This window comes from Sporolactobacillus laevolacticus DSM 442 (assembly GCF_000497245.1).
Lineage (GTDB): Bacteria > Bacillota > Bacilli > Bacillales > Sporolactobacillaceae > Sporolactobacillus > Sporolactobacillus laevolacticus.
This window is the reverse complement of the sequence record NZ_AWTC01000004.1, coordinates 139,669-157,634: the sequence shown is the minus strand read 5'-3', so window position 1 is coordinate 157,634 and position 17,966 is coordinate 139,669. Positions and strand designations below refer to the sequence as shown.

At 44.8% G+C, this 17,966-nt stretch carries 21 protein-coding genes; 8 read left to right on the top strand and 13 right to left on the bottom strand.

The features are described from left to right. Positions 1-151: 151 nt before the first annotated feature. From tnpA to P343_RS24640, 7 genes are all read right to left on the bottom strand, one after another. Positions 152-610, bottom strand: coding sequence for an IS200/IS605 family transposase (gene tnpA, locus P343_RS24670; RefSeq protein WP_023509442.1), 459 nt, complete (start codon positions 608-610; stop codon positions 152-154). Positions 611-1,791: 1,181 nt separating this feature from the next. After that, entirely contained in the window at positions 1,792-2,811 is a 1,020-nt protein-coding gene (locus P343_RS24665) for a nuclease-related domain-containing protein (protein WP_023509441.1), read from the bottom strand. A 128-nt stretch (positions 2,812-2,939) separates the two neighbouring features. Next, positions 2,940-3,716, bottom strand: a complete 777-nt coding sequence (locus P343_RS24660; protein WP_023509440.1) for a YwaF family protein — start codon at positions 3,714-3,716, stop codon at positions 2,940-2,942. 71 nt (positions 3,717-3,787) lie between these two features. After that, positions 3,788-5,224 (bottom strand): MDR family MFS transporter, encoded by a 1,437-nt coding sequence (locus tag P343_RS24655; protein WP_023509439.1) that lies wholly within the window; start codon positions 5,222-5,224, stop codon positions 3,788-3,790. Between the two features lie 324 nt (positions 5,225-5,548). After that, positions 5,549-6,376, bottom strand: a complete 828-nt coding sequence (locus P343_RS24650; protein ID WP_422784806.1) for an aldo/keto reductase — start codon at positions 6,374-6,376, stop codon at positions 5,549-5,551. 234 nt (positions 6,377-6,610) lie between these two features. Next, entirely contained in the window at positions 6,611-6,976 is a 366-nt protein-coding gene (locus P343_RS24645) for a hypothetical protein (protein WP_023509437.1), read from the bottom strand. Then, positions 6,973-7,488, bottom strand: a complete 516-nt coding sequence (locus P343_RS24640; protein ID WP_023509436.1) for an Rrf2 family transcriptional regulator — start codon at positions 7,486-7,488, stop codon at positions 6,973-6,975. The genes P343_RS24645 and P343_RS24640 overlap by 4 nt, the downstream gene beginning before the upstream one ends. A gap of 277 nt (positions 7,489-7,765) precedes the next feature. Between P343_RS24640 and P343_RS37095 the strand changes: the two genes are divergently transcribed. The 3 genes from P343_RS37095 (at position 7,766) to P343_RS37090 (ending at position 8,700) form a co-directional block, all read left to right on the top strand. Next, on the top strand, positions 7,766-7,942 hold the full coding sequence (locus P343_RS37095; protein ID WP_023509435.1) for a hypothetical protein: 177 nt from the start codon (positions 7,766-7,768) through the stop codon (positions 7,940-7,942). 46 nt (positions 7,943-7,988) lie between these two features. Further along, positions 7,989-8,339 carry a YolD-like family protein gene (locus P343_RS24635; RefSeq protein WP_023509434.1) on the top strand — a complete coding sequence of 117 codons (351 nt, stop codon included), beginning with the start codon at positions 7,989-7,991 and terminating at the stop codon, positions 8,337-8,339. A 187-nt stretch (positions 8,340-8,526) separates the two neighbouring features. Further along, entirely contained in the window at positions 8,527-8,700 is a 174-nt protein-coding gene (locus tag P343_RS37090) for a hypothetical protein (protein ID WP_023509433.1), read from the top strand. Between the two features lie 57 nt (positions 8,701-8,757). Here the strand turns inward: P343_RS37090 and P343_RS24630 are convergent, their stop codons facing one another. The 4 genes from P343_RS24630 to P343_RS24615 all read right to left on the bottom strand — a co-directional run bounded on the left by P343_RS24630 (position 8,758) and on the right by P343_RS24615 (position 13,604). After that, positions 8,758-9,978: an AGE family epimerase/isomerase gene (locus P343_RS24630; protein WP_023509432.1), complete on the bottom strand. Its 1,221-nt coding sequence runs from the start codon at positions 9,976-9,978 to the stop codon at positions 8,758-8,760. Between the two features lie 519 nt (positions 9,979-10,497). Continuing rightward, entirely contained in the window at positions 10,498-11,904 is a 1,407-nt protein-coding gene (locus P343_RS24625) for a DHA2 family efflux MFS transporter permease subunit (protein ID WP_031263700.1), read from the bottom strand. Positions 11,905-12,097: 193 nt separating this feature from the next. After that, positions 12,098-12,946, bottom strand: a complete 849-nt coding sequence (locus P343_RS24620; RefSeq protein ID WP_023509430.1) for a DUF4097 family beta strand repeat-containing protein — start codon at positions 12,944-12,946, stop codon at positions 12,098-12,100. A 166-nt stretch (positions 12,947-13,112) separates the two neighbouring features. Beyond that, complete coding sequence (locus tag P343_RS24615) at positions 13,113-13,604, bottom strand: YbaK/EbsC family protein (protein ID WP_023509429.1); 492 nt, start codon at positions 13,602-13,604, stop codon at positions 13,113-13,115. 188 nt (positions 13,605-13,792) lie between these two features. On the opposite strand from P343_RS24615, the gene P343_RS24610 reads away from it, so the two are divergent. Further along, on the top strand, positions 13,793-14,164 hold the full coding sequence (locus P343_RS24610; RefSeq protein WP_023509428.1) for a ParB N-terminal domain-containing protein: 372 nt from the start codon (positions 13,793-13,795) through the stop codon (positions 14,162-14,164). A 32-nt stretch (positions 14,165-14,196) separates the two neighbouring features. On the opposite strand, the gene P343_RS24605 is transcribed toward P343_RS24610, so the two are convergent. Both P343_RS24605 and P343_RS24600 read right to left on the bottom strand, forming a co-directional pair. Beyond that, on the bottom strand, positions 14,197-14,556 hold the full coding sequence (locus P343_RS24605; RefSeq protein ID WP_023509427.1) for a hypothetical protein: 360 nt from the start codon (positions 14,554-14,556) through the stop codon (positions 14,197-14,199). A gap of 188 nt (positions 14,557-14,744) precedes the next feature. Then, positions 14,745-15,176, bottom strand: coding sequence for a hypothetical protein (locus tag P343_RS24600; protein ID WP_023509426.1), 432 nt, complete (start codon positions 15,174-15,176; stop codon positions 14,745-14,747). 436 nt (positions 15,177-15,612) lie between these two features. Between P343_RS24600 and P343_RS24595 the strand changes: the two genes are divergently transcribed. The 4 genes from P343_RS24595 (at position 15,613) to P343_RS24580 (ending at position 17,950) form a co-directional block, all read left to right on the top strand. Further along, on the top strand, positions 15,613-15,948 hold the full coding sequence (locus P343_RS24595; protein ID WP_023509425.1) for a PadR family transcriptional regulator: 336 nt from the start codon (positions 15,613-15,615) through the stop codon (positions 15,946-15,948). After that, positions 15,941-16,498, top strand: coding sequence for a DUF1129 family protein (locus P343_RS24590; protein WP_023509424.1), 558 nt, complete (start codon positions 15,941-15,943; stop codon positions 16,496-16,498). The genes P343_RS24595 and P343_RS24590 overlap by 8 nt, the downstream gene beginning before the upstream one ends. A 140-nt stretch (positions 16,499-16,638) precedes the next feature. Next, the gene (locus P343_RS24585; RefSeq protein WP_023509423.1) at positions 16,639-17,049 is read left to right on the top strand and encodes a DUF4064 domain-containing protein; all 411 of its coding nucleotides are present in this window, start codon (positions 16,639-16,641) and stop codon (positions 17,047-17,049) included. Between the two features lie 178 nt (positions 17,050-17,227). Next, entirely contained in the window at positions 17,228-17,950 is a 723-nt protein-coding gene (locus P343_RS24580; protein ID WP_023509422.1) for an EcsC family protein, read from the top strand. Positions 17,951-17,966 lie beyond the last annotated feature (16 nt).

Here is a 17,966-nt window from a genome sequence, read left to right as displayed (position 1 = left end):
CTNAATCAAAACCACCCTTCAAAAGGGTGGTTTGCTCTAAGGCTATAAGCCTTTTGCTACCGACCAGCGTCTCAAGGCGCTGGCCTTCACTTTGTTCAGGCTATATTGCCTTTGCCTCTTTTGCTTACCCATAAATGGGTATTCGTACTACTCAGTGACCTCTGAAGGGGTCCTCATATTCCCGGACGCTTAATTTATCCAGAGCTATATCATGTTTTTCTTGGTCTTGAATATATTTCTTGATCGTTGCTTCATTGAGTCCAACGGTACTGACGTAGTAGCCTTCTGCCCAAAAGTGTCGATTTCCGAACTTGTACTTTAAATTTGCATGCTTATCAAACATCATCAATGCGCTTTTTCCTTTTAAGTAACCCATAAAACTAGACACACTCATCTTAGGCGGGATACTGAGAAATAGATGAACATGATCGGGCATCATATGTCCTTCTAAAATTTCTACGCCTTTATAGCGACAGAGCTGTCGGATGATGTCTTGAATGCTCGCCCGATATTGATTGTAGATTATTTTTCGTCTATACTTTGGTGTGAATACAATATGGTATTTGCACATCCATTTTGTGTGGGCTAAACTATTTGTTTGATTAGCCATTCCGCTCTTCCTTTCTTTTAGCAATATAGCCTGAACACCTATATTCTATCGAAAGGAAGAGCTTTTCTGTATAACGACTTGTCTTCCACCCGCATAGCGGGTGGTTTTTTGTTTCGCACGCTACGCGTGCTCAACGGACTAAAGTCCATAAAANCTGTATAACGACTTGTCTTCCACCCGCATAGCGGGTGGTTTTTTGTTTCGCACGCTACGCGTGCTCAACGGACTAAAGTCCATAAAATTAAAAAGCCGACAGACGTCGGTTTTTGTTTTGCAATCATAACCCATATTTGGTGTTATTTGAGACACTTCCAGACACAATTTGTTGATTTCATGCGATTTCAAAATATCTAAAACAGCGTCTCTATTTCACGTGGTGGAGGAATTTTTCTTTCATGTTGGACGAAAAATCCTTGCCCTATTTGATGTTCAGATAAGGAGCAACTTTCTTTTGCTGCTAGGCGGAAAGTTGATTCACTTTTTATGGAGGATGTGGGAATTCCCCTTGGGAAATTCCTTCTGATCATGTTATTGCTCTTCGTGGAGGGATTTTTCTTTCATGTTAGGCGAAAAATCCTTGCCCTATTTGATGTTCGGATAAGGAGCAACTTTTCCTTGCTGCTAGGTGGAAAGTTGGTTCGTTTTTTGTGGAGGATGTAGGAATTTCACTTGGGAAATTCCTTCTGATTTTGAAAAACAATGATTTTTCGGTTCTACTTCTTCCTGTTTCGTTTTCACTTTTCATTCGTTGGTTATTACTTCAGATTTTCGTTACGACTTTTAATCGTTTTGTTTCTACTACTTCGGAATTAGTTACTACTTTTCATTCGTTGGTTACTACTCCAAATTTTCGTTACGACTTTTAATCGTTTTGTTTCTACTTTCCCAGGATTGGTTACTNTACTTTTCATTCGTTGGTTACTACTCCAAATTTTCGTTACGACTTTTAATCGTTTTGTTTCTACTTTCCCAGGATTGGTTACTACTTTCATTCGTTGGTTACTGCTCCAAATTTTCGTTACGACTTTTAATCGTTTTGTTTCTACTTTCCCAGGATTAGTTACTACTTTTCATTCGTTGGTTACTACTCTAAATTTTCGTTACGACTTTTAATCGTTTTGTTTCTACTTTCCCAGAATTGGTTACTACTTTTCATTCGTTAGTTACTACTTTGTAATTCATTATTTTCTGTTCCAGATTCTCTTTCTCCAATCTTGTTTATCGCGAAAATAACGATCAAATGTTTCATGAGATGGAGACTTATAATATAAACCATTACCGAAACCAGATCCGCCTCTTTGTAAATTCATTTTGCTTAACAAATCTGTCATTGTCTTGCATTTGTCGACTCTCAAAAACGCTCTGCATTGTTTGTTGGTCATTGTGCTTCCGAATAGGAGAAAGTAGTGGAGGATCATTGGTATGTGGGCGGTTTTGGATTTGTAGCCGCATCTTGGGCAGAACCAGTTTGCGTAGATGCGTTGCATATCGAAGGAGCGGCATTTGTCGCAGCGAACGCCGCGCCTCAACTCGGATGGGTGAATGTTGAATAGGTTTAAAACGTTGATGGGTTTGTCATTGTGTTCTTGGAGCAATAGGTGTTCAATTTGGGGAATGAATTCAAAAAAATTGTGGGTATGCTTGTATTTTTCAATCAATTTTTCGAGTTTCATTGGAGCTTGTTCTGCATGGAATACATGTTCTTGGACATGGCGTAATTTTCCCGGGTTCTCGATGATCGTTGCCGGAAATGCGATTACGACATCGGCCTCAATCGGCAGTTTTGGCAAGCCATGATTGGAGAGCCATTTTCGGAGCAAGGCTCTGTGTCGACCAACTTGTAAAAGGGGATTAGCATAGCCTTCGTACCGATCGGCGACGCGGCGCATGAACTGTCCATCAGGTTCAAAACGAACTACACCAGAGTAATTTTTCGATTCCAGAAGTGAAATAAACGTGGGTGTAAGCAGGAGTGTATCGATTTGGCAATCTTCAAGCTTGAGTGCATAAAAGATGTGCCAATCCTCTTTCTGGAATGTGTCGAGGTAATAGGCGAGATTCTGTTCGCCGCGAAATCCGGCTTGACGTTTGGCGAGATCCGCTTCAATTTGTGCCCGCGCCGGATGGTCGTTTTCAAGATGTTCGAGCAGTGCTTGATCAGCGAGCACCCGCCAGGGAACATATAGTTTATTTACGATCAATAGGCATCATCCCTTATCTTTGATAATGTCTCGATTCGACATAAACACCCATTTTTCCTCTTTTAAACAACGATTTTTCCGCTTCAGAAAATAGGTCCTTTCACTTTTTCATCCGTTATTGCAGACTCTCATTCCTCACACAGTTCCTCTCTACTTCCCCCAACTTTTTTCCTCTCTTCTTTCGCTTTTTCTCGTTTTTTCCAAAGATAGAACGGTGCGTAGAGGACGTGGAATTCTACGATGGCGAGGACCTCGGTCCAAATCAGGTACCATGGCCAGGGTCCTAAAAAATTCAGGACGGATATACTTGGCTTGTGCATCAAATACAAATAATTGGCGCCGATCAACCGGTCGAAAAAGAAAATCATTACGCCGTACAGGTTTGTTACGCCAAAAGCCACCCACAACGAGCGGTATGTTGGCCTGAAACGCTCGGCCACAATCATGAACAAGCAAGCGATTACGGTTGTGCCATGAGTGGCGAAAAACTGGATGTAGTGAAAATGCGGAAAGGTTGTTCTGCCGAGGTCAGGTGTCAGCAGTGCTTGGACTGCGCCCCCAATTCCGGCGAAATACAAAATGGAGAAAAGCGGCCAACGCTTAGTCAGCAGCATGACAGCCGTGAGCAGCGCGGCGAGATCACTGACTTCAAGGGGCAGCGACGATTTTACCGACCATGCTCCAATTGAAAGTGTCCAAATCTGGTAACCGGCCTCCCCGAGTAAAAGGATGGCCGCGAAAAAATAGCGAAGTGTGCGGCGCGCAAAAAGGGCCTGCCTCAGTTGTTTCTGAAAAAGAAACGGGCAGACCCCTAGTATCGCGATAATAATCAGTGTACATATATGTTCCGCTGAAAAAAGAACAAATGACAGGTTCATGCTCACAGGCCAGAGATAGGTATCCATGTTTTCACCCCGATACTTTACAGATGAACTTAGGATGCCGCAATTCTGCGGATATCATGTATGCCTTCGTTTTATCCTTCTGATTGCTCTTCTTTCGGTGCGAAGGTTCGTTTTAAAAACAGCGAGAGCACAAGCGAAACTACGCCGACCGCCAATGCGATGAAAAAGGCGCGGCTCATGCCGGCAACCAGCCCTTGCAGTACTTGGGACGGTGCCTCAGGATTTGCGGAATGGTTTAGGTACGCTTGCTGGCCAGACACCATGATGCCGATAAAAACAGCTGTGCCGATACCGCCGGCCACCTGCTGCAGCGTGTTCATGATCGCTGTGCCATGCGGATACATATGTTTCGGGAGCTGATTCAGACCGGTTGTCGACACCGGCATCATCACCATTGACATGCCAATCAGCAATGCGGCGTATAAAATGATGATGTACAGCATGCTTTCAGAAACGGTCAGCCTGCTGAAGAGCCAGATCACTACGGACATGATCAACAATCCAGGCGTAACCAGCCAGCGCGGGCCGAATTTGTCGAACAGCTTGCCCATCACTGGGGACAGCAGACCATTGATCAATCCGCCCGGCAAAAGGACAACTCCTGCAGCGAATGAAGACAGAAGCAAAGCCCGCTGCAGATAGAGCGGAAGCAGAATCATGGTAGCGAACAGGGTCACCATGACCAGAATTAGAATGATCGTTGCCAAGGTGTACATCGGATATTTAAACGCTCGAAAATCGAGAATCGGATTCGAAACGACCAGCTGGCGCCAGACAAATAGAACCAGGCTGACCACCCCGATAGCCATAAATACGAGGCTCAGCCAGCCTCCTTCCGCGCCTGATCCCATACCATAGACCAGACCACCGAAACCGAGTGTGGAAAGAATAATTGAAGGAACTTCCACTTTCGGGCGTGTCACCTCCGACACGTTCGTCAGAAAGCGGGCGGCGAACAGAATCGAGAATATGGCAAGCGGAATCACCAGATAGAACAGCCAGCGCCAGGATAATGACGCAATGATTAGGCCGGACAAAGTTGGACCAAGCGCCGGCGCGAACATGAGCACAAGTCCGATCAGGCCCATCGCCCCGCCTCTTTTTTCCGGTGGGTAAATAAACAATATTGTGTTCATCAGGACCGGAAGAATCAATCCGGAGCCCGCAGCCTGGATAATTCGGCCAAGCAAGAGAAATGAAAAGCTCGGGGCAAACCCGCAAATCACCGTACCGAGCAAGAAAAGGCTCATCGCACCAAGAAACATCTGGCGCGTGGTAAACCAGCCGGTCAGCAGCGCCGTCACCGGCATCAGAATGCCTATAACCAGCAAATAAGCGGTGGTTAACCACTGAACCGTTGTCGGTGTAACATGAAAATAATGAATTAGATCGGAAAGCGCGATATTCAATAATGTCTCATTCAAGATGGCGACAAACGCACCGATTATCAGTGCAACGGTAATGGGGCCGCGCTTGATTTCTTGCATGGTCTTCGTACTATTCGTCATCTTTTTGAAGCTCCTTATACGTTGTATAGTAAAGAAGAAAAAGAGCTTAGCGAAACGCCCGATCATTCCGCCAAGCTTTTTTCAGTTAGGTTGTTGTATGATAAAATGTTGACCTTTACACAGGAGGCGGTGACTTCGATGTTAGTCACAGGACGTACTTCAGCAGGATGTGCTGACTTCAACGTCGCTCACATTACGAATGTTTTTAGTCAACGTTCCTAAGTTCCTGCGAAAGATCCTTTCTTTCGCCAAATTCCTTAATTTCTTGCAAAAATCCTTCCTACCTTTTTCCCAGAATCTTTTCTTATAGTTTCTCCAAATCCATTAGAAATCAAAATTGTCGGGATCCGCGCCAAATCGTTTATCTTCATTCAACTCGTCAATTTTATCGATGTCTTCTGGAGACAATTCGAAATCAAAAATTTCAGCATTGCTGATGATATGCGCTTCTTTGGTTGAACGCGGAATGGTAATAATGTCATTCTGCACATCCCAACGCAGCATCACTTGGGCTGCTGTCTTGCCATATTTCTCACCGATCGCTTTCAGAGTCGGATGATCGATCAGTCCGCCGCTTCCAAGCGGTGAATAGGCTTCAACTGCGATGCCTTTTTTGTAGCAGTAATTTCGCAGCGGAACCTGAGACAAAAGTGGGTGCAGTTCGATCTGGTTGACTGCCGGAATGATTTCAGCATCCTGAAGCAGATCTTCCAGATGGTGCTCATGGAAGTTGCAGACGCCAATCGCGCGCGCTCTGCCGTCTCTATACAATTTTTCCATGGCCTTCCATGTTTCTTTGTATTTTCCGGCGGTTGGCCAGTGGATCAAATACAAATCGACTGTTTCGATGCCGAGCTTCTTCATACTTGTCTCAAACGCGGCCAGCGTGGAATCGTACCCTTGATCTGCGTTCCACACTTTCGTCGTCACAAATACATCGTCTCTTGAAAGTCCGGATTGGCGTAGCGCCTCGCCGACGCCGGCCTCGTTACGATAAATTGCCGCTGTATCGATCATCTTGTAGCCCGCTTTTAACGCAGAACGAACAGAATGAATCACTTCTTCACCGTCTTTAACTTTCCAGACACCGAGCCCAAAGCCAGGTATCGACAAACCGTTGTTTAATTTCACCGTGTCATTTAAAGCATTGATCATTTCATCCGACCCCCTTATCTCTATCATTTTCTCATACAATCGATTTCGAGAAAAGAAATTTACTTCACGTCCGAAAAAGTTGAAATTCTACTGGGCTCGGGAATGCGACCATGAGAACGAACCTTGAGTTTATGCCAAAATTGATCCAAATTCGTGACCCGCTTATTCTGAAAAAAGAACGCGCGCATCCGTAGACGCGCGCGCTCAATATATTTCGTAAATCTTGAATTGTTAATGCTGTGCCGACCAGGACCATGAGCTCATTTGTGCAGAACTATTGCTTGTTGTCTCGCCCATTTCCGACAATTGTGATGACAGATCCATGAACCAATCGCGATCGGATGTGATCAAGGCGAGGTCTGTCATGCTGCGTAATTGTTCGCCGCTTAACGGCATAATCGGGAATGGTTTAATCAGGTAGCTGAGTGTTTCAATTACCCGGCCGACTGTTGAATCTCGGTCGCAGGCGACAACTTGAATTTTGACGGTTCCTTCTTCATGATTATAGCCGACCACAAAACCATGCATGAGCTCGCCGTTCACTGTCCTTCCTTTTACCCAATCTCCCTTTTTCCATTTGGATTCCTGCTGCATCATCCTTCACCACCGATCTTGTTTATATGTCTTTCGATTTCTTCTTTCATTCGTACAGCAACCGGAATTTTTTGTTGTGACACCTGCTCCGGCCGTTCCTCGGACGACTTATTAAGTCTCGTTAGAAGCGAGGCAATCGACCATTGACCAAGATACTCCTCAAGACTCCGTTCTGCGCCGGCAAAGGCAAAATCCATAATCGTCTGGATCTTGTCGAATTCGAGATCTTGCTCACATCCGGCCGAACACCAGCTGAGTTTCAGAGGATCACATGAAATAGATTGATAGATACACGCCAGTGTGCATTCATGGGGATCGCAGCCCATCCGGTATCCGCCGCCTAGCCCTTCCTTCGTTTCGACAAGCCCGCTCTTTCTCAGAGCGCTCATGATCTTGCGAACTCTGGCCGGATGCGTGTGGACCTTCTGAGACAGTGACTCGCTGTTCCACACATGTTCGGGCGCTTTCGCGAGCACAATCAGACAATGCACCGCTATAGTAAACTGACTGTTCATTCTAGGATTCCCCTTCTCGGAGATTAGTGTAATTATAATAGATACAGTTTATAAAATCAATTGCCGAATACTGTAAAAATGCCAATGGCAGCATTTTACACGGAAAATTATAGTTATTTCGACTTTTTCAATTCGATCTCGTTCATATGACTATTTAGAAATTCTGGCTTATCAGCGCTATATTCCGAGTTGCATCTCTAATCCGAACATATTTCTCTATTTTTAGGAACAAAAAGAACATATGTTCGTGTATAATAGGTAACAGGGAGATGATTTTATGCTGAATCATTATGAGAGAAAAGTTGCGCAGATCCTGCAGAATGACATGATTATGGGGCGTACTTCCGATGCAGCCGATATCGCGTATCGAACCGGTCGAACTCTAGAGGAAGCGAAAGCAGCAATAGATAAAGTGCGGCAAACGCGAAAGATAGATGGAGGGATGTTGCTATGAGTAAAAAGACATTAGGCAACAATTTGCGCTGGGAGGCGGTACTGTCATGAGTAAAGAGACATTAGGCAGTCATATGCGGTTGGAGTCAGTACTGCCCGAACAAGCGGAACCACTTACGGGAGAATGTAAAAATAAGGAGAAGATTCCTCGTCCCGATCTGGCAGAAGATGAACTGCAGGAGATCGGCCGAACGCTAAAAATATCGATTCGTGAACGCAAACTGATCGAGCTAAGTTATTTCCGAGACGGATTTATTCGGCAAAAAATATGTTATCCGGCTCGGCTTGACGTACTTGAAAAACAACTGACGATCCGAGATCTCTACGGAATCCGTTGGAAACTGCCTATCCAAAATATTGTGGACATCCGCTTGAGTAACGGGGATCTTGATGAATAGTTGTGAATGACTTTTCATTCAACTCAAGCTGAATCTTTTTTATTGATCTTATTTTCACCTATTTTTGCTTAATTTATTTGCATTTGAAACCACTCATTGACGCTGTACTGTTTCCTGTTTTTACATGATTCATTTTTGCCGAAAAGCTCAAAATAACTTTGTACCAAACATATTGGAGGTGAAAAAGATGCGTAATCGTAATAATTTTTGGTCGTTTTTAGTTGGTTGCGGAGCAGCTACTGCCGCTATCTTTTTGTTCAGAAACAATCAGAACATCCTGCCGCAATGGGCAAAACAATCCGCACAACAGGTAGGTAAAACAGCTCAGCAGATGACCGGAGCTTTCACCCCGCAAAGCTAATTCATTCAAGATACCACCACATAAATAAGTTCTCTGCTGATTAAAAATGCAGAGGGCTTATTTGTTTTTTAATTTTTCAAACACACGCATGGCCTCGTAGTAATTGGTGATCGGATGATAATCCGTTTTTGTCAGTGGACTTTTCTCATAACCGATGCGTAGGTTTGCACGACTCAGCTTCGGGTACCATGCACCGTAACGATGATCGATGAAGTGTGCCCAACAGTAGCCGAAAAGATCTCGATAATGGCGCAGATAAAAGGCCGTATCAGGCGCTCCTTTGGCGAGAAGCGCCGAGGCACCGAGCGCTTCAGCCATCACCCAATAGTATTTATAAGCGTCAAGAATCCGGCCATCCGGAGCCATCGAAAAATAAAGGCCACCATACGTATGATCGGCTGCAGCTTTCCAAGCCGTGCGATACAGAAAAATTGCACGATCTCTGAGCCATGGCTTGCGCACGTAGTGATGCAGCTTCATCAAAAGTTTGCTCCATTCAATCGAATGGCCGAAAATGTATCCGTACAGCCGGAATTCATTGTCCTTGTAGGCTTCACGCCGGATCCAGTCCGGATGCCACTGCTGATCATACTGCTCCCAAATCAGCCCACCGGTTTGATTTGCAAGCGTAACCGTTACGGAATGCGCAAGCGTGAGCGCTCGGCGCAGAAATTCCTTGTTGCCGGTCGCTTCAAAAGCGGCAATCATTGCTTCGCAGGTATGCATGTTGGCATTTTGGCCGCGATACGGATCGGTCACTGTCCAGTTGCGGTTTTTCGCATCCAGATAAAGCTGATACGCAGGATCCCATAGGTTCTTTTCAAGAATTTGCACGTGTTCATCTAGCAGCGGCCGTGTTCCGCCGATGCCCGCTTTGTTTGCCGTCGCCAGTGCAAGCAAAACAAAAGCTTGGCCGTACATATATTTTCCGGCATCGGTCACTGTCCGCTTTTCCGCCATCCAAAAATAGCCGCCATATTTATGGTCGTGAAAGACTTCTTCAAGAAAACGCAGACCTTGTTCCGCCATGGATTTCCAATGCTTTGGTCCGCCAAGCATGAAACCGACACTGAATATGTAAATGAAGCGTGCGGTGCCCACGAGTGATTTGATTTCCGAGTCGCAAATCGTGCCATCATCCAGGTAGCAATGATAATAACCACCATTCACCTGATCGATACACTGCGGATCATAAAAACGTATTGTTTCAAAAATCTGCGTCCTCAGCCAATCCGCATCGCAAAATTGTGGTTCGCCGCTAAGCTCATTGTTGTGCATCGATCAGGCCCTCCCCAATTCGGTTAAGTATCACATTTTCGAATAGACCTTATTATAGTATTATGCGAACCGCTTGTTTGCGGTTATTCGGAATTGACGTGGATTCGGTTTGGGGTTGTGGAACCCTGAGAGGATTATCGTTGTTAAATTTGATTTTCGTTACTACTTTTTGCGATTTTGTTACTATTTTCCAACGGTTAGTTACTACTTTTTCGTCATTCGTTACGATCCCTAATTTTCGTTACTACTTTCAGCGATTTCGTTTCGACTTTCCGGCGGTTAGTTACTACTTTTTCGTAACTCGTTACGATCCCAAATTTTTGTTACTACTTTTTGCGATTTTGTTTCGACTTTTCGGCGGTTAGTTACTACTTTTTCGTAACTCGTTAAAAATTCAGATTTGGAGAAGTCCATATTTCTGCGTAATAACTATTACATTGCAAATCTCAGGTTATCACTCTCCCCACAAAAGTAAAAAAGGACCTTTCCGGCTCACCGGAAAGATCCAGATTTCTTAGATCAGGTACTTGGTTTTTTCACGAAAAAGGTGAGGATCAAGGCAATTAGGCATAAAAAGGATGCCACGAAAAAGGCGGTGTCAACGCCGTGGATCAGGCCGCCGACGCCGTACTTTTGTGGATTGAGCGCGCTTGATGCCATAACTGTGAACAAAAGCGCCGTACCAATTGAACCCGCGACCTGACGCATCGTGTTGTTCATCGCTGTACCATGCGGAATCAGGTGACGCGGCAGCTGGTTGAGACCAGCGGTTGTCGTTGGCATCAGCACCATTGACAGGCCCATCATCCGCACCGCATTGATGATGGCGAGATAAGTGAATGATGTGTTTGCGCTCAGTCGACTCATTAGCAGCGTCATTGCGAGCAATATGCTGATCCCGGTGATTGACAGTCCGCGCGCGCCGATTTTATCGAAAATTCTTCCCGTGATCGGCGACATCGCGCCCATGATGATCGCACCGGGCAAGAGCATCAAACCTGATTTCAGTGGCGAAAACCCGAGCATCGTCTGCATATAGATCGGCAGCATTGTCGCGCCGGCGATGAAGACCGAGAAGGATAGCATGCCGATCGTCGTTGTCAATGTAAAAATTGGATAACGAAACACGCGAAATTCAAGGATCGGTTGTTCAAGCCTGAATTGTCGCAGAATAAAGACGGTTAATGCTGCAGCACCCGCAACCAATGTGATGAGTACTTCAGAATCCCCCCAGCCACGGCTTCCGGCGATACTTGATCCGTAAAGCAGACCGCCGAAACCCAATGTGGACAGAAGAATCGACAGCACATCCAGCTTCGGATAGGTCAATTTGGTTACATTTTTCAAGATAAAATAGGCAAGGATAAAGTCGATCAAGGCGACTGGAAGCACGACATAAAAGAGAATTCGCCAGGAATAATGGGTGATCAGCCATCCGGACAGCGTTGGCCCAATCGCAGGTGCGAAGCCGATTACGAGCCCGAAAATACCCATCACCGAGCCGCGTTTTTCAATAGGAAAAATAATAAACATCACCGCCATCATCAGCGGCATCATGATTCCTGCGCCAATCGCTTGGATAATTCTTCCGACAATCAAAAAGATAAAATCATTCGAGACGAGGCAAACAAGCGTGCCAAAGGTGAATGACCCCATCGCGAACAGGAACAGGCTTCGCGTTGTGAACCTACCCTCCAGGAAGGCCGTAATTGGAATCATGATCCCATTGACAAGCAAAAATACGGTCTGGAGCCACTGCACCATGACCGAAGTTAAATGCAAATCGTGCATGATACTCGGAAGCGCGGTGACCAGCAACGTCTGATTCAGGATCGTTACAAAACCGCCCGAGATAAGCACAAGAACGATCGGCACAACGTTAAGATTTTCGTGTACTTGGAATCGTTTCTCCTCCACTACACTCATTCCATCACTTCTTTCTTCACATTCATGATTGACAATGCCGATTATGTAACGCAACGATCATCAGCACCGGGCAACCCTTTCATCATATCATGAAAAATTCGATTGTGATAGAACTACGAAACTCTCCAAATACCTGTACCAAAAATCATGTTCAATGTACATGTGACCGCCTGAACCCCGGCAAGATCCGCACTTAGTGTATCCGCACCAACCCACTGTTCACCTGAACGTTAATTTTATATTTGCCCGTTCCTTTTATACCGCTGATCCCGTTTTCATCGGATTGTCTATTTTTTAATGGAATGCTGCATCGAATGATTCCACTTGATGATGTGCCATTTAGGCGGAAATCTGCGCTATTGGGAAGAGCAAGCTGTGCGATTCCGGAATTTACGGTGACACGAATTGGTCCGCTTAGAGCGTCTATACCCATGTTCAAGTTGCCCGAATTTACTTGAGCAATGACCGAACCCGATAAATGCTTTACGCCGAGATTTCCAGATTGTACGTTAAGATCCGCCGAATTGGCAGTCAAACGGTCTAGGCTCAAATTGCCTGATTTTACTTCAGCTTGAAATGATTTCGCCATAACATGGGACACATTCATCGATCCTGAAGATACATTTGCCGCAAATTTGCTGTATGTTTGATCGCGCATTCCTCCATCAAATCTGAGTGTTGCGGATCCGGCATGAAAGAGTAGCGACCTTTTATAGGATCGCGGAAGTGTAATTGTTAATTTGTCACGGTTCCACCATGAGAAGACGCTAGAGTATCGTGATACACTCACCTGAATGGTATCGCCTGTCTTCCGGACACTAACTTTTCCTCTGCCCCTGAGCACTGCCTTTACTTTATTGCCATTGCCAAGCTTGACTTCTGTCCCTACATTAGACACATCTACATTGATTTTTTCTACCTGATTCGTCACTTCTGCTGATGTTTGCTGCTTGCCAAATGGCAGCCATTGAAAACGGATCGGGTTAAAAAACAGAACATACAGCGCAACAACAATTGCCAGTACAATCGCAAAGCGTTTCATGATCCAATCTCTCCTTTTACTTTTTCCTATATAAACCGTTGATTTTCACGCGTACCAACCGGCAATTTTTCTTTTGTATGTATAGTATAAAAAAACACCGGCGATTAAAAAACCGTCCGGCGTAATATAAAAAAATAAGACTTAAGCATTAGCGAACAAAAACGGATTAAGCTTCCGTCTCGTCCTGCCATCCTTTACAGACATCAATCCATGATTTACCGTTTCCGAGCGTATATAAGTCATCAATCGTCAGCTCAATTGCTGAATTGCTGCTTCCGCATGCGGGAAATACGGTTTCGAATCGTTTCAGCGACTCATCCATAAACACCGGCCAATCTTGATTCAGCGCGAACGGGCATACCCCGCCGACCGCGTGGCCAACGAGTTCCAGCGTTTCTTCCGGCGAAAGCATATGCGCTTTGAAACCAAACTCGCCACGAAATTTTTTGTTGTCGATTTTCGCGTCCCCCGCCATGACAACCAGCATGGCGCCTTCTTTATTCTCACCCCTGAAGGCAAGTGTTTTCGCAATCCGTTCCGAGGCGACATGCAAATGCTCCGCCGCCAGTTGTACCGTTGCACTTGAGAGTTTCAGTTCAATAACATCCTTTTCACGACCGACCGTACGGAAATAAGCTTTTACTTTATCAACAGACATGATGATGCCCCCGTTCAATTTACGTTTACCGTTCAGTTTAGCAAAAAATGGTGATCTGTCAATTCATGATGTCACTCAATTTTCACTTTGCAAAATCTACTGATCTATTATAAATTTAAACTATGTTTGCGTTTGCCACACTTAAGATTTGGCGGCGCTTAGGGAAAAAAATAAAGAAGGGGTTGCGCATGGCAGACATTTTGACGGGAAAAGACATTTGCGGCCAGTACAACGATATTGAAAACGACACGTTCGGATCCGAGGATCACCGATTTACGCTCACAAAAATAGCGAAAGAAGCGCTATATGACGCGGCTTGCGCCTTCAGCAGCAACGGAAAAAACCTGGTGACCTACAAGGAATGGGCAAACCATCCGGAAAACTACGACGATTATCACACCGAGAACATTAAACAAATGGTCGATTATATAAAAGAAGGCGGATCACTCCCTCCAATGATCGTCAATAAGGATCTCGGCTTGTATGATGGGCAGCATCGGCTAACCGCCTTCAGCCTGATTCCAGAAATTAAGGAAGTTGAAGTTTATAAAGAAATATGAGAAGAAATCGGAGGTTGAGGCCTTCGATTTTTTTACGCCTTGATGGCTGCGTCTTTTTTGAGGATTTTCGTAATTAGATAATCGAAACAATACCTGACCGCAGCAATGGCAAACACAAGCAAATGGCGATCATCATTCAGCCCCACGATTTCAGGGAAAAGAAAAAGAGCGAACAGCATGCCAACAACGGCAACTTCCGTCATCACGAGTAAGGTGATTTTATTGAAGTTCTCTGGCGAAACCTCATTTTTACTCAACAGTTTAATGTTACGCTTATTCAGAATCAGGTGGAGCAAGCTGCTTTCAAAATTGTATCTTAATAATTGAATGTACCCTATTAGCAAGCACAAAAGAGCTATACCGAAAACGACTGCCGTAATATAAAAGAACATAGGCTCACCTCCTTAGATTGGAAGGTATTTTTAAAATAGGCTGCCAGAAACGATGAATGGTGCGGAGCAGTTGCTCGCTATAAAAAATTGGTAAAAAGGCGAGCATTTTTTCTTCGCTTGTTCTTTGTTAATAGTGTACCAGATACTGAAAAAGATGGCTCCGTTTATCACGGAACCATCTTTTTGATTTACCGGCATGCCGGATGCCACGGAAATTGCGGGCACCACCATGGTCTTGGCGGACGAGAAGACGGCGGCCACGGAACACCCGGAGGAGGAGTCGGACCAAGATACGTCAACCCGGACATATCCGTATAATGCTCTTGGTGCTGAACCCATCTCCTTTGTTGCGGCAGATAGACATTCATGCTTACCATACCAGTATTCGGGTTGATACCAAGCAATTGGATCGTCATCATTCGGCCATAGCTGGCCAGTCGCGTTTGGTAAAAATGTCCCCGTCTGCCACGGTTGAGCTCCTGCTGAATCGCACTCGGCGGAACAAGAAACGGTTGCGGTTGTTCACGTTCATCGTCGTAATAGACGACCGGATCTTCTTCAATTGGAAACTGATAGGGATTGTAGAACGTGTACCCATCTTCACGTGGATCATCATACATTTCTTTACACACCTACCTATCTGGTTTGTAATAATGTATGCCGGGCGATTTCATTAGGATGGGCAGGTACCCAAGTACATGAGCCTAAAAAAGTTGTATTTTTGGGAAGTTGATGGTTTTTACTGGTGTAAACACTTCTTTGTGTTTTTTTAGCTTATATTGTTGGAGCTTAATTTTGTTGGGTTTGGGTCTATCCTCTATTTTTCCTCATTGGTTTTCACTTTTCACTCGTTGGTTTTCACTTACTGTTTCAATTTTTCTCAGAGAGTTTGTTATTCTGCTGTTCGGATGTCTGCATCTCAATATTTTTATTTTTACCTATTGACAGTGAATTGCACATATATTATTTTTAGGGTAGCTATTTTGCATTACAAAGTAGCTGTTTTTTAACATCGGTATCTTGCTTTACATAATACCTGTCAGGAAAGGAGCTGCCATGTCTGTACGGAGCCAGCTTTTGAAAGGTGTGCTTGATGGTTGTGTGCTTTCGATCATTGAGAAGGAAACGGTGTATGGTTACGAATTGTCGAAAAAGCTGCAGGAGGCCGGATTGGATGATGTCAGTGAAGGGACGATCTACCCGGTGCTGCTGCGGCTGCAGAAAAATGGTTATATTCGCGGAGATATGCGCCCGTCGGAATCGGGACCGAACCGCAAATATTATTCGCTGACCGATGAAGGCCGTGCCGCGCTTAATGAACTGGCGGTGGAATGGGAGCGCATTGCCGAGCCGGTCACTTCACTTATGAAAAGGGGGAACAAAAATGATTAGTTCCAAACAGTTAATCTCTGAAAACAATGAAAAACGCAAGCTGCTGAACAAGGAAAATGAAAAATATTATGGAGATTTGCTGCTCTATATCCGGCTGCAAATGCGGCTTTCTGAGCAGCAGAGTGAAGAACTACTGATGGAGCTGCTTGATCACTTAATCGAGGGACAAAGCGAGGGCAAAACGGCGCAGCAAATTTTTGGCGATAACCCGAAAAAGTATGCGGATGAAATCATCAGTGAGCTGCCTAATGAGCGGCCAGGACATATTTTCTCTTTTATTGCTTATCTTGCTTTCAATCTGATTTCCTGGCTATTAATTATTCGAGGCGCCGTGACATTCGTCTTCTCCTTTTTCAAGCATGTGGACGAGACGGTTTACATTGTAAAATCAGGTCTCTCAACCATTCTCTTTATTGTTTCTATAGGAGCGATCATTTGGTATCTTTTTTTTCTTGTTCGTAAAACACTTTTTAATGAACGCTCGAGTAAACGAAAAGATGCGATTAAAGCCGGCTGGCTGGTGCAGGATTTTTCGCTCTCAATATTCTGAGTGGCTATTTCATCCCCAACTTCGGTCCATCTTTCACATTCGGATGGTTGCCGTCCCTGGTCAACGGCGCACTCTTGTGGCTGATCTGCTTCTGGGCGAAGAAAAAGTTTAATATCATTTAAGTTCAAGGAGGTTCACCCATGTACAAACGAACAGTTGAACGAATTGTAGGTATCATTGGATTAGTCATCGCCGGTCTTCAAACTGGTGCGGGAATCTTTTCTCTTGTCGTTGCACATAGTTCCATGCTGAAATCAAAAATGTTAAGTGCCGATTCAGCAGATCATGTTCATGCGCAGCTTGCCGAAATGAACAGAGTCGGCACAAGCTTTTTAATTTTTAGCGGTCTTGCATTCGTTTTGGCCCTGTGTGCGATTTGCCTGTTAAGTGCAAAAAGGAAGGGAACAAAATCCGGTATTCTGCTCGTTTCTGCAGGAGTCATCATCCTCGGCAACCTGCTTGTCGCCGGACCAAATCCAGGCATGTTCTCAGCCGCATTGCTCATGATCTCCGGTATCATTACTCTCCAAAGAAAGCCAAAACTTTATTAAAAGCGCTCTGACTCATCCGTTTTTATGAAACGCATTTTCCCTTTCCAGCGTACTTTTTTATACTATAAGAAAGTTCATAAATTTTAAGGAAAATAGTATAAGTGCAACTAAGTCTTCGCCTTTGTTAAAGGCTTGGCGAAGCCAAGTTTTCTAATAGTAAAATGCGAGGAGGTTCCCGATGAACGAATATGAGTTGCACGCTTATGAGGAAGTCATGGCATGGAAGCGTAAGCTGCTTAAGCCCTCGAGCTTGTTGAATCGTATGTCGAAAAAGATGCAGACGAAGATCAATAATTATTTCCCCGAAAAAATCCAGAACGCGATTACCGCGGCAATAAAAAATATGGTTCAGGCAACACTTACTGGATCCCATCTGATCACGAAGAAAAATCATTCCAAGGGGCTTACTTTGGCTGAAAAAGATCGCTTAGTCACCGAAAAACTGTCGGCATACAGGAAAACAGCTGTTCTGGAAGGCGCGGGAACAGGTGCCGGCGGTATTCTGCTTGGTCTCGCTGATTTTCCGCTTCTTCTTTCGATCAAGATGAAGTTTCTTTTCGATGCCGCCTCTATTTACGGATTTGATACAAAAAAATACGAAGAGCGGATCTTCATTTTACAAATCTTCAAGTTGGCTTTTTCGAGTGATGACGTTCGGAGCGAAACATTCAAGATCATTGAAGACTGGGATGAGCGCAAACAAGATTTCTTGGATATGGACTGGCAGGAATTCCAGCAAGAATACAGAGACTATCTTGATTTTGCTAAAATGCTTCAGTTGATGCCTGGAATCGGTGCAGCGGTCGGCGCGGTCGTCAATTACAATCTGCTTGACCGGCTCGGCGAAACAGCGAAGAACTGCTATCGGTTGCGCCTGCTGAGCATCCCACCATACTCGTAAATTTCCAAACAAAAAA

Coding starts and splice junctions, on each gene's coding strand:
- tnpA (WP_023509442.1), bottom strand. CDS start 610: ATGGCTAATCAAACAAATAGTTTAGCCCACACAAAATGGATGTGCAAA.
- P343_RS24660 (WP_023509440.1), bottom strand. CDS start 3,716: ATGGATACCTATCTCTGGCCTGTGAGCATGAACCTGTCATTTGTTCTT.
- P343_RS24655 (WP_023509439.1), bottom strand. CDS start 5,224: ATGACGAATAGTACGAAGACCATGCAAGAAATCAAGCGCGGCCCCATT.
- P343_RS24645 (WP_023509437.1), bottom strand. CDS start 6,976: ATGATGCAGCAGGAATCCAAATGGAAAAAGGGAGATTGGGTAAAAGGA.
- P343_RS24640 (WP_023509436.1), bottom strand. CDS start 7,488: ATGAACAGTCAGTTTACTATAGCGGTGCATTGTCTGATTGTGCTCGCG.
- P343_RS37095 (WP_023509435.1), top strand. CDS start 7,766: ATGCTGAATCATTATGAGAGAAAAGTTGCGCAGATCCTGCAGAATGAC.
- P343_RS24635 (WP_023509434.1), top strand. CDS start 7,989: ATGAGTAAAGAGACATTAGGCAGTCATATGCGGTTGGAGTCAGTACTG.
- P343_RS37090 (WP_023509433.1), top strand. CDS start 8,527: ATGCGTAATCGTAATAATTTTTGGTCGTTTTTAGTTGGTTGCGGAGCA.
- P343_RS24630 (WP_023509432.1), bottom strand. CDS start 9,978: ATGCACAACAATGAGCTTAGCGGCGAACCACAATTTTGCGATGCGGAT.
- P343_RS24625 (WP_031263700.1), bottom strand. CDS start 11,904: ATGAGTGTAGTGGAGGAGAAACGATTCCAAGTACACGAAAATCTTAAC.
- P343_RS24620 (WP_023509430.1), bottom strand. CDS start 12,946: ATGAAACGCTTTGCGATTGTACTGGCAATTGTTGTTGCGCTGTATGTT.
- P343_RS24615 (WP_023509429.1), bottom strand. CDS start 13,604: ATGTCTGTTGATAAAGTAAAAGCTTATTTCCGTACGGTCGGTCGTGAA.
- P343_RS24610 (WP_023509428.1), top strand. CDS start 13,793: ATGGCAGACATTTTGACGGGAAAAGACATTTGCGGCCAGTACAACGAT.
- P343_RS24605 (WP_023509427.1), bottom strand. CDS start 14,556: ATGTTCTTTTATATTACGGCAGTCGTTTTCGGTATAGCTCTTTTGTGC.
- P343_RS24600 (WP_023509426.1), bottom strand. CDS start 15,176: ATGTATGATGATCCACGTGAAGATGGGTACACGTTCTACAATCCCTAT.
- P343_RS24595 (WP_023509425.1), top strand. CDS start 15,613: ATGTCTGTACGGAGCCAGCTTTTGAAAGGTGTGCTTGATGGTTGTGTG.
- P343_RS24590 (WP_023509424.1), top strand. CDS start 15,941: ATGATTAGTTCCAAACAGTTAATCTCTGAAAACAATGAAAAACGCAAG.
- P343_RS24585 (WP_023509423.1), top strand. CDS start 16,639: ATGTACAAACGAACAGTTGAACGAATTGTAGGTATCATTGGATTAGTC.
- P343_RS24580 (WP_023509422.1), top strand. CDS start 17,228: ATGAACGAATATGAGTTGCACGCTTATGAGGAAGTCATGGCATGGAAG.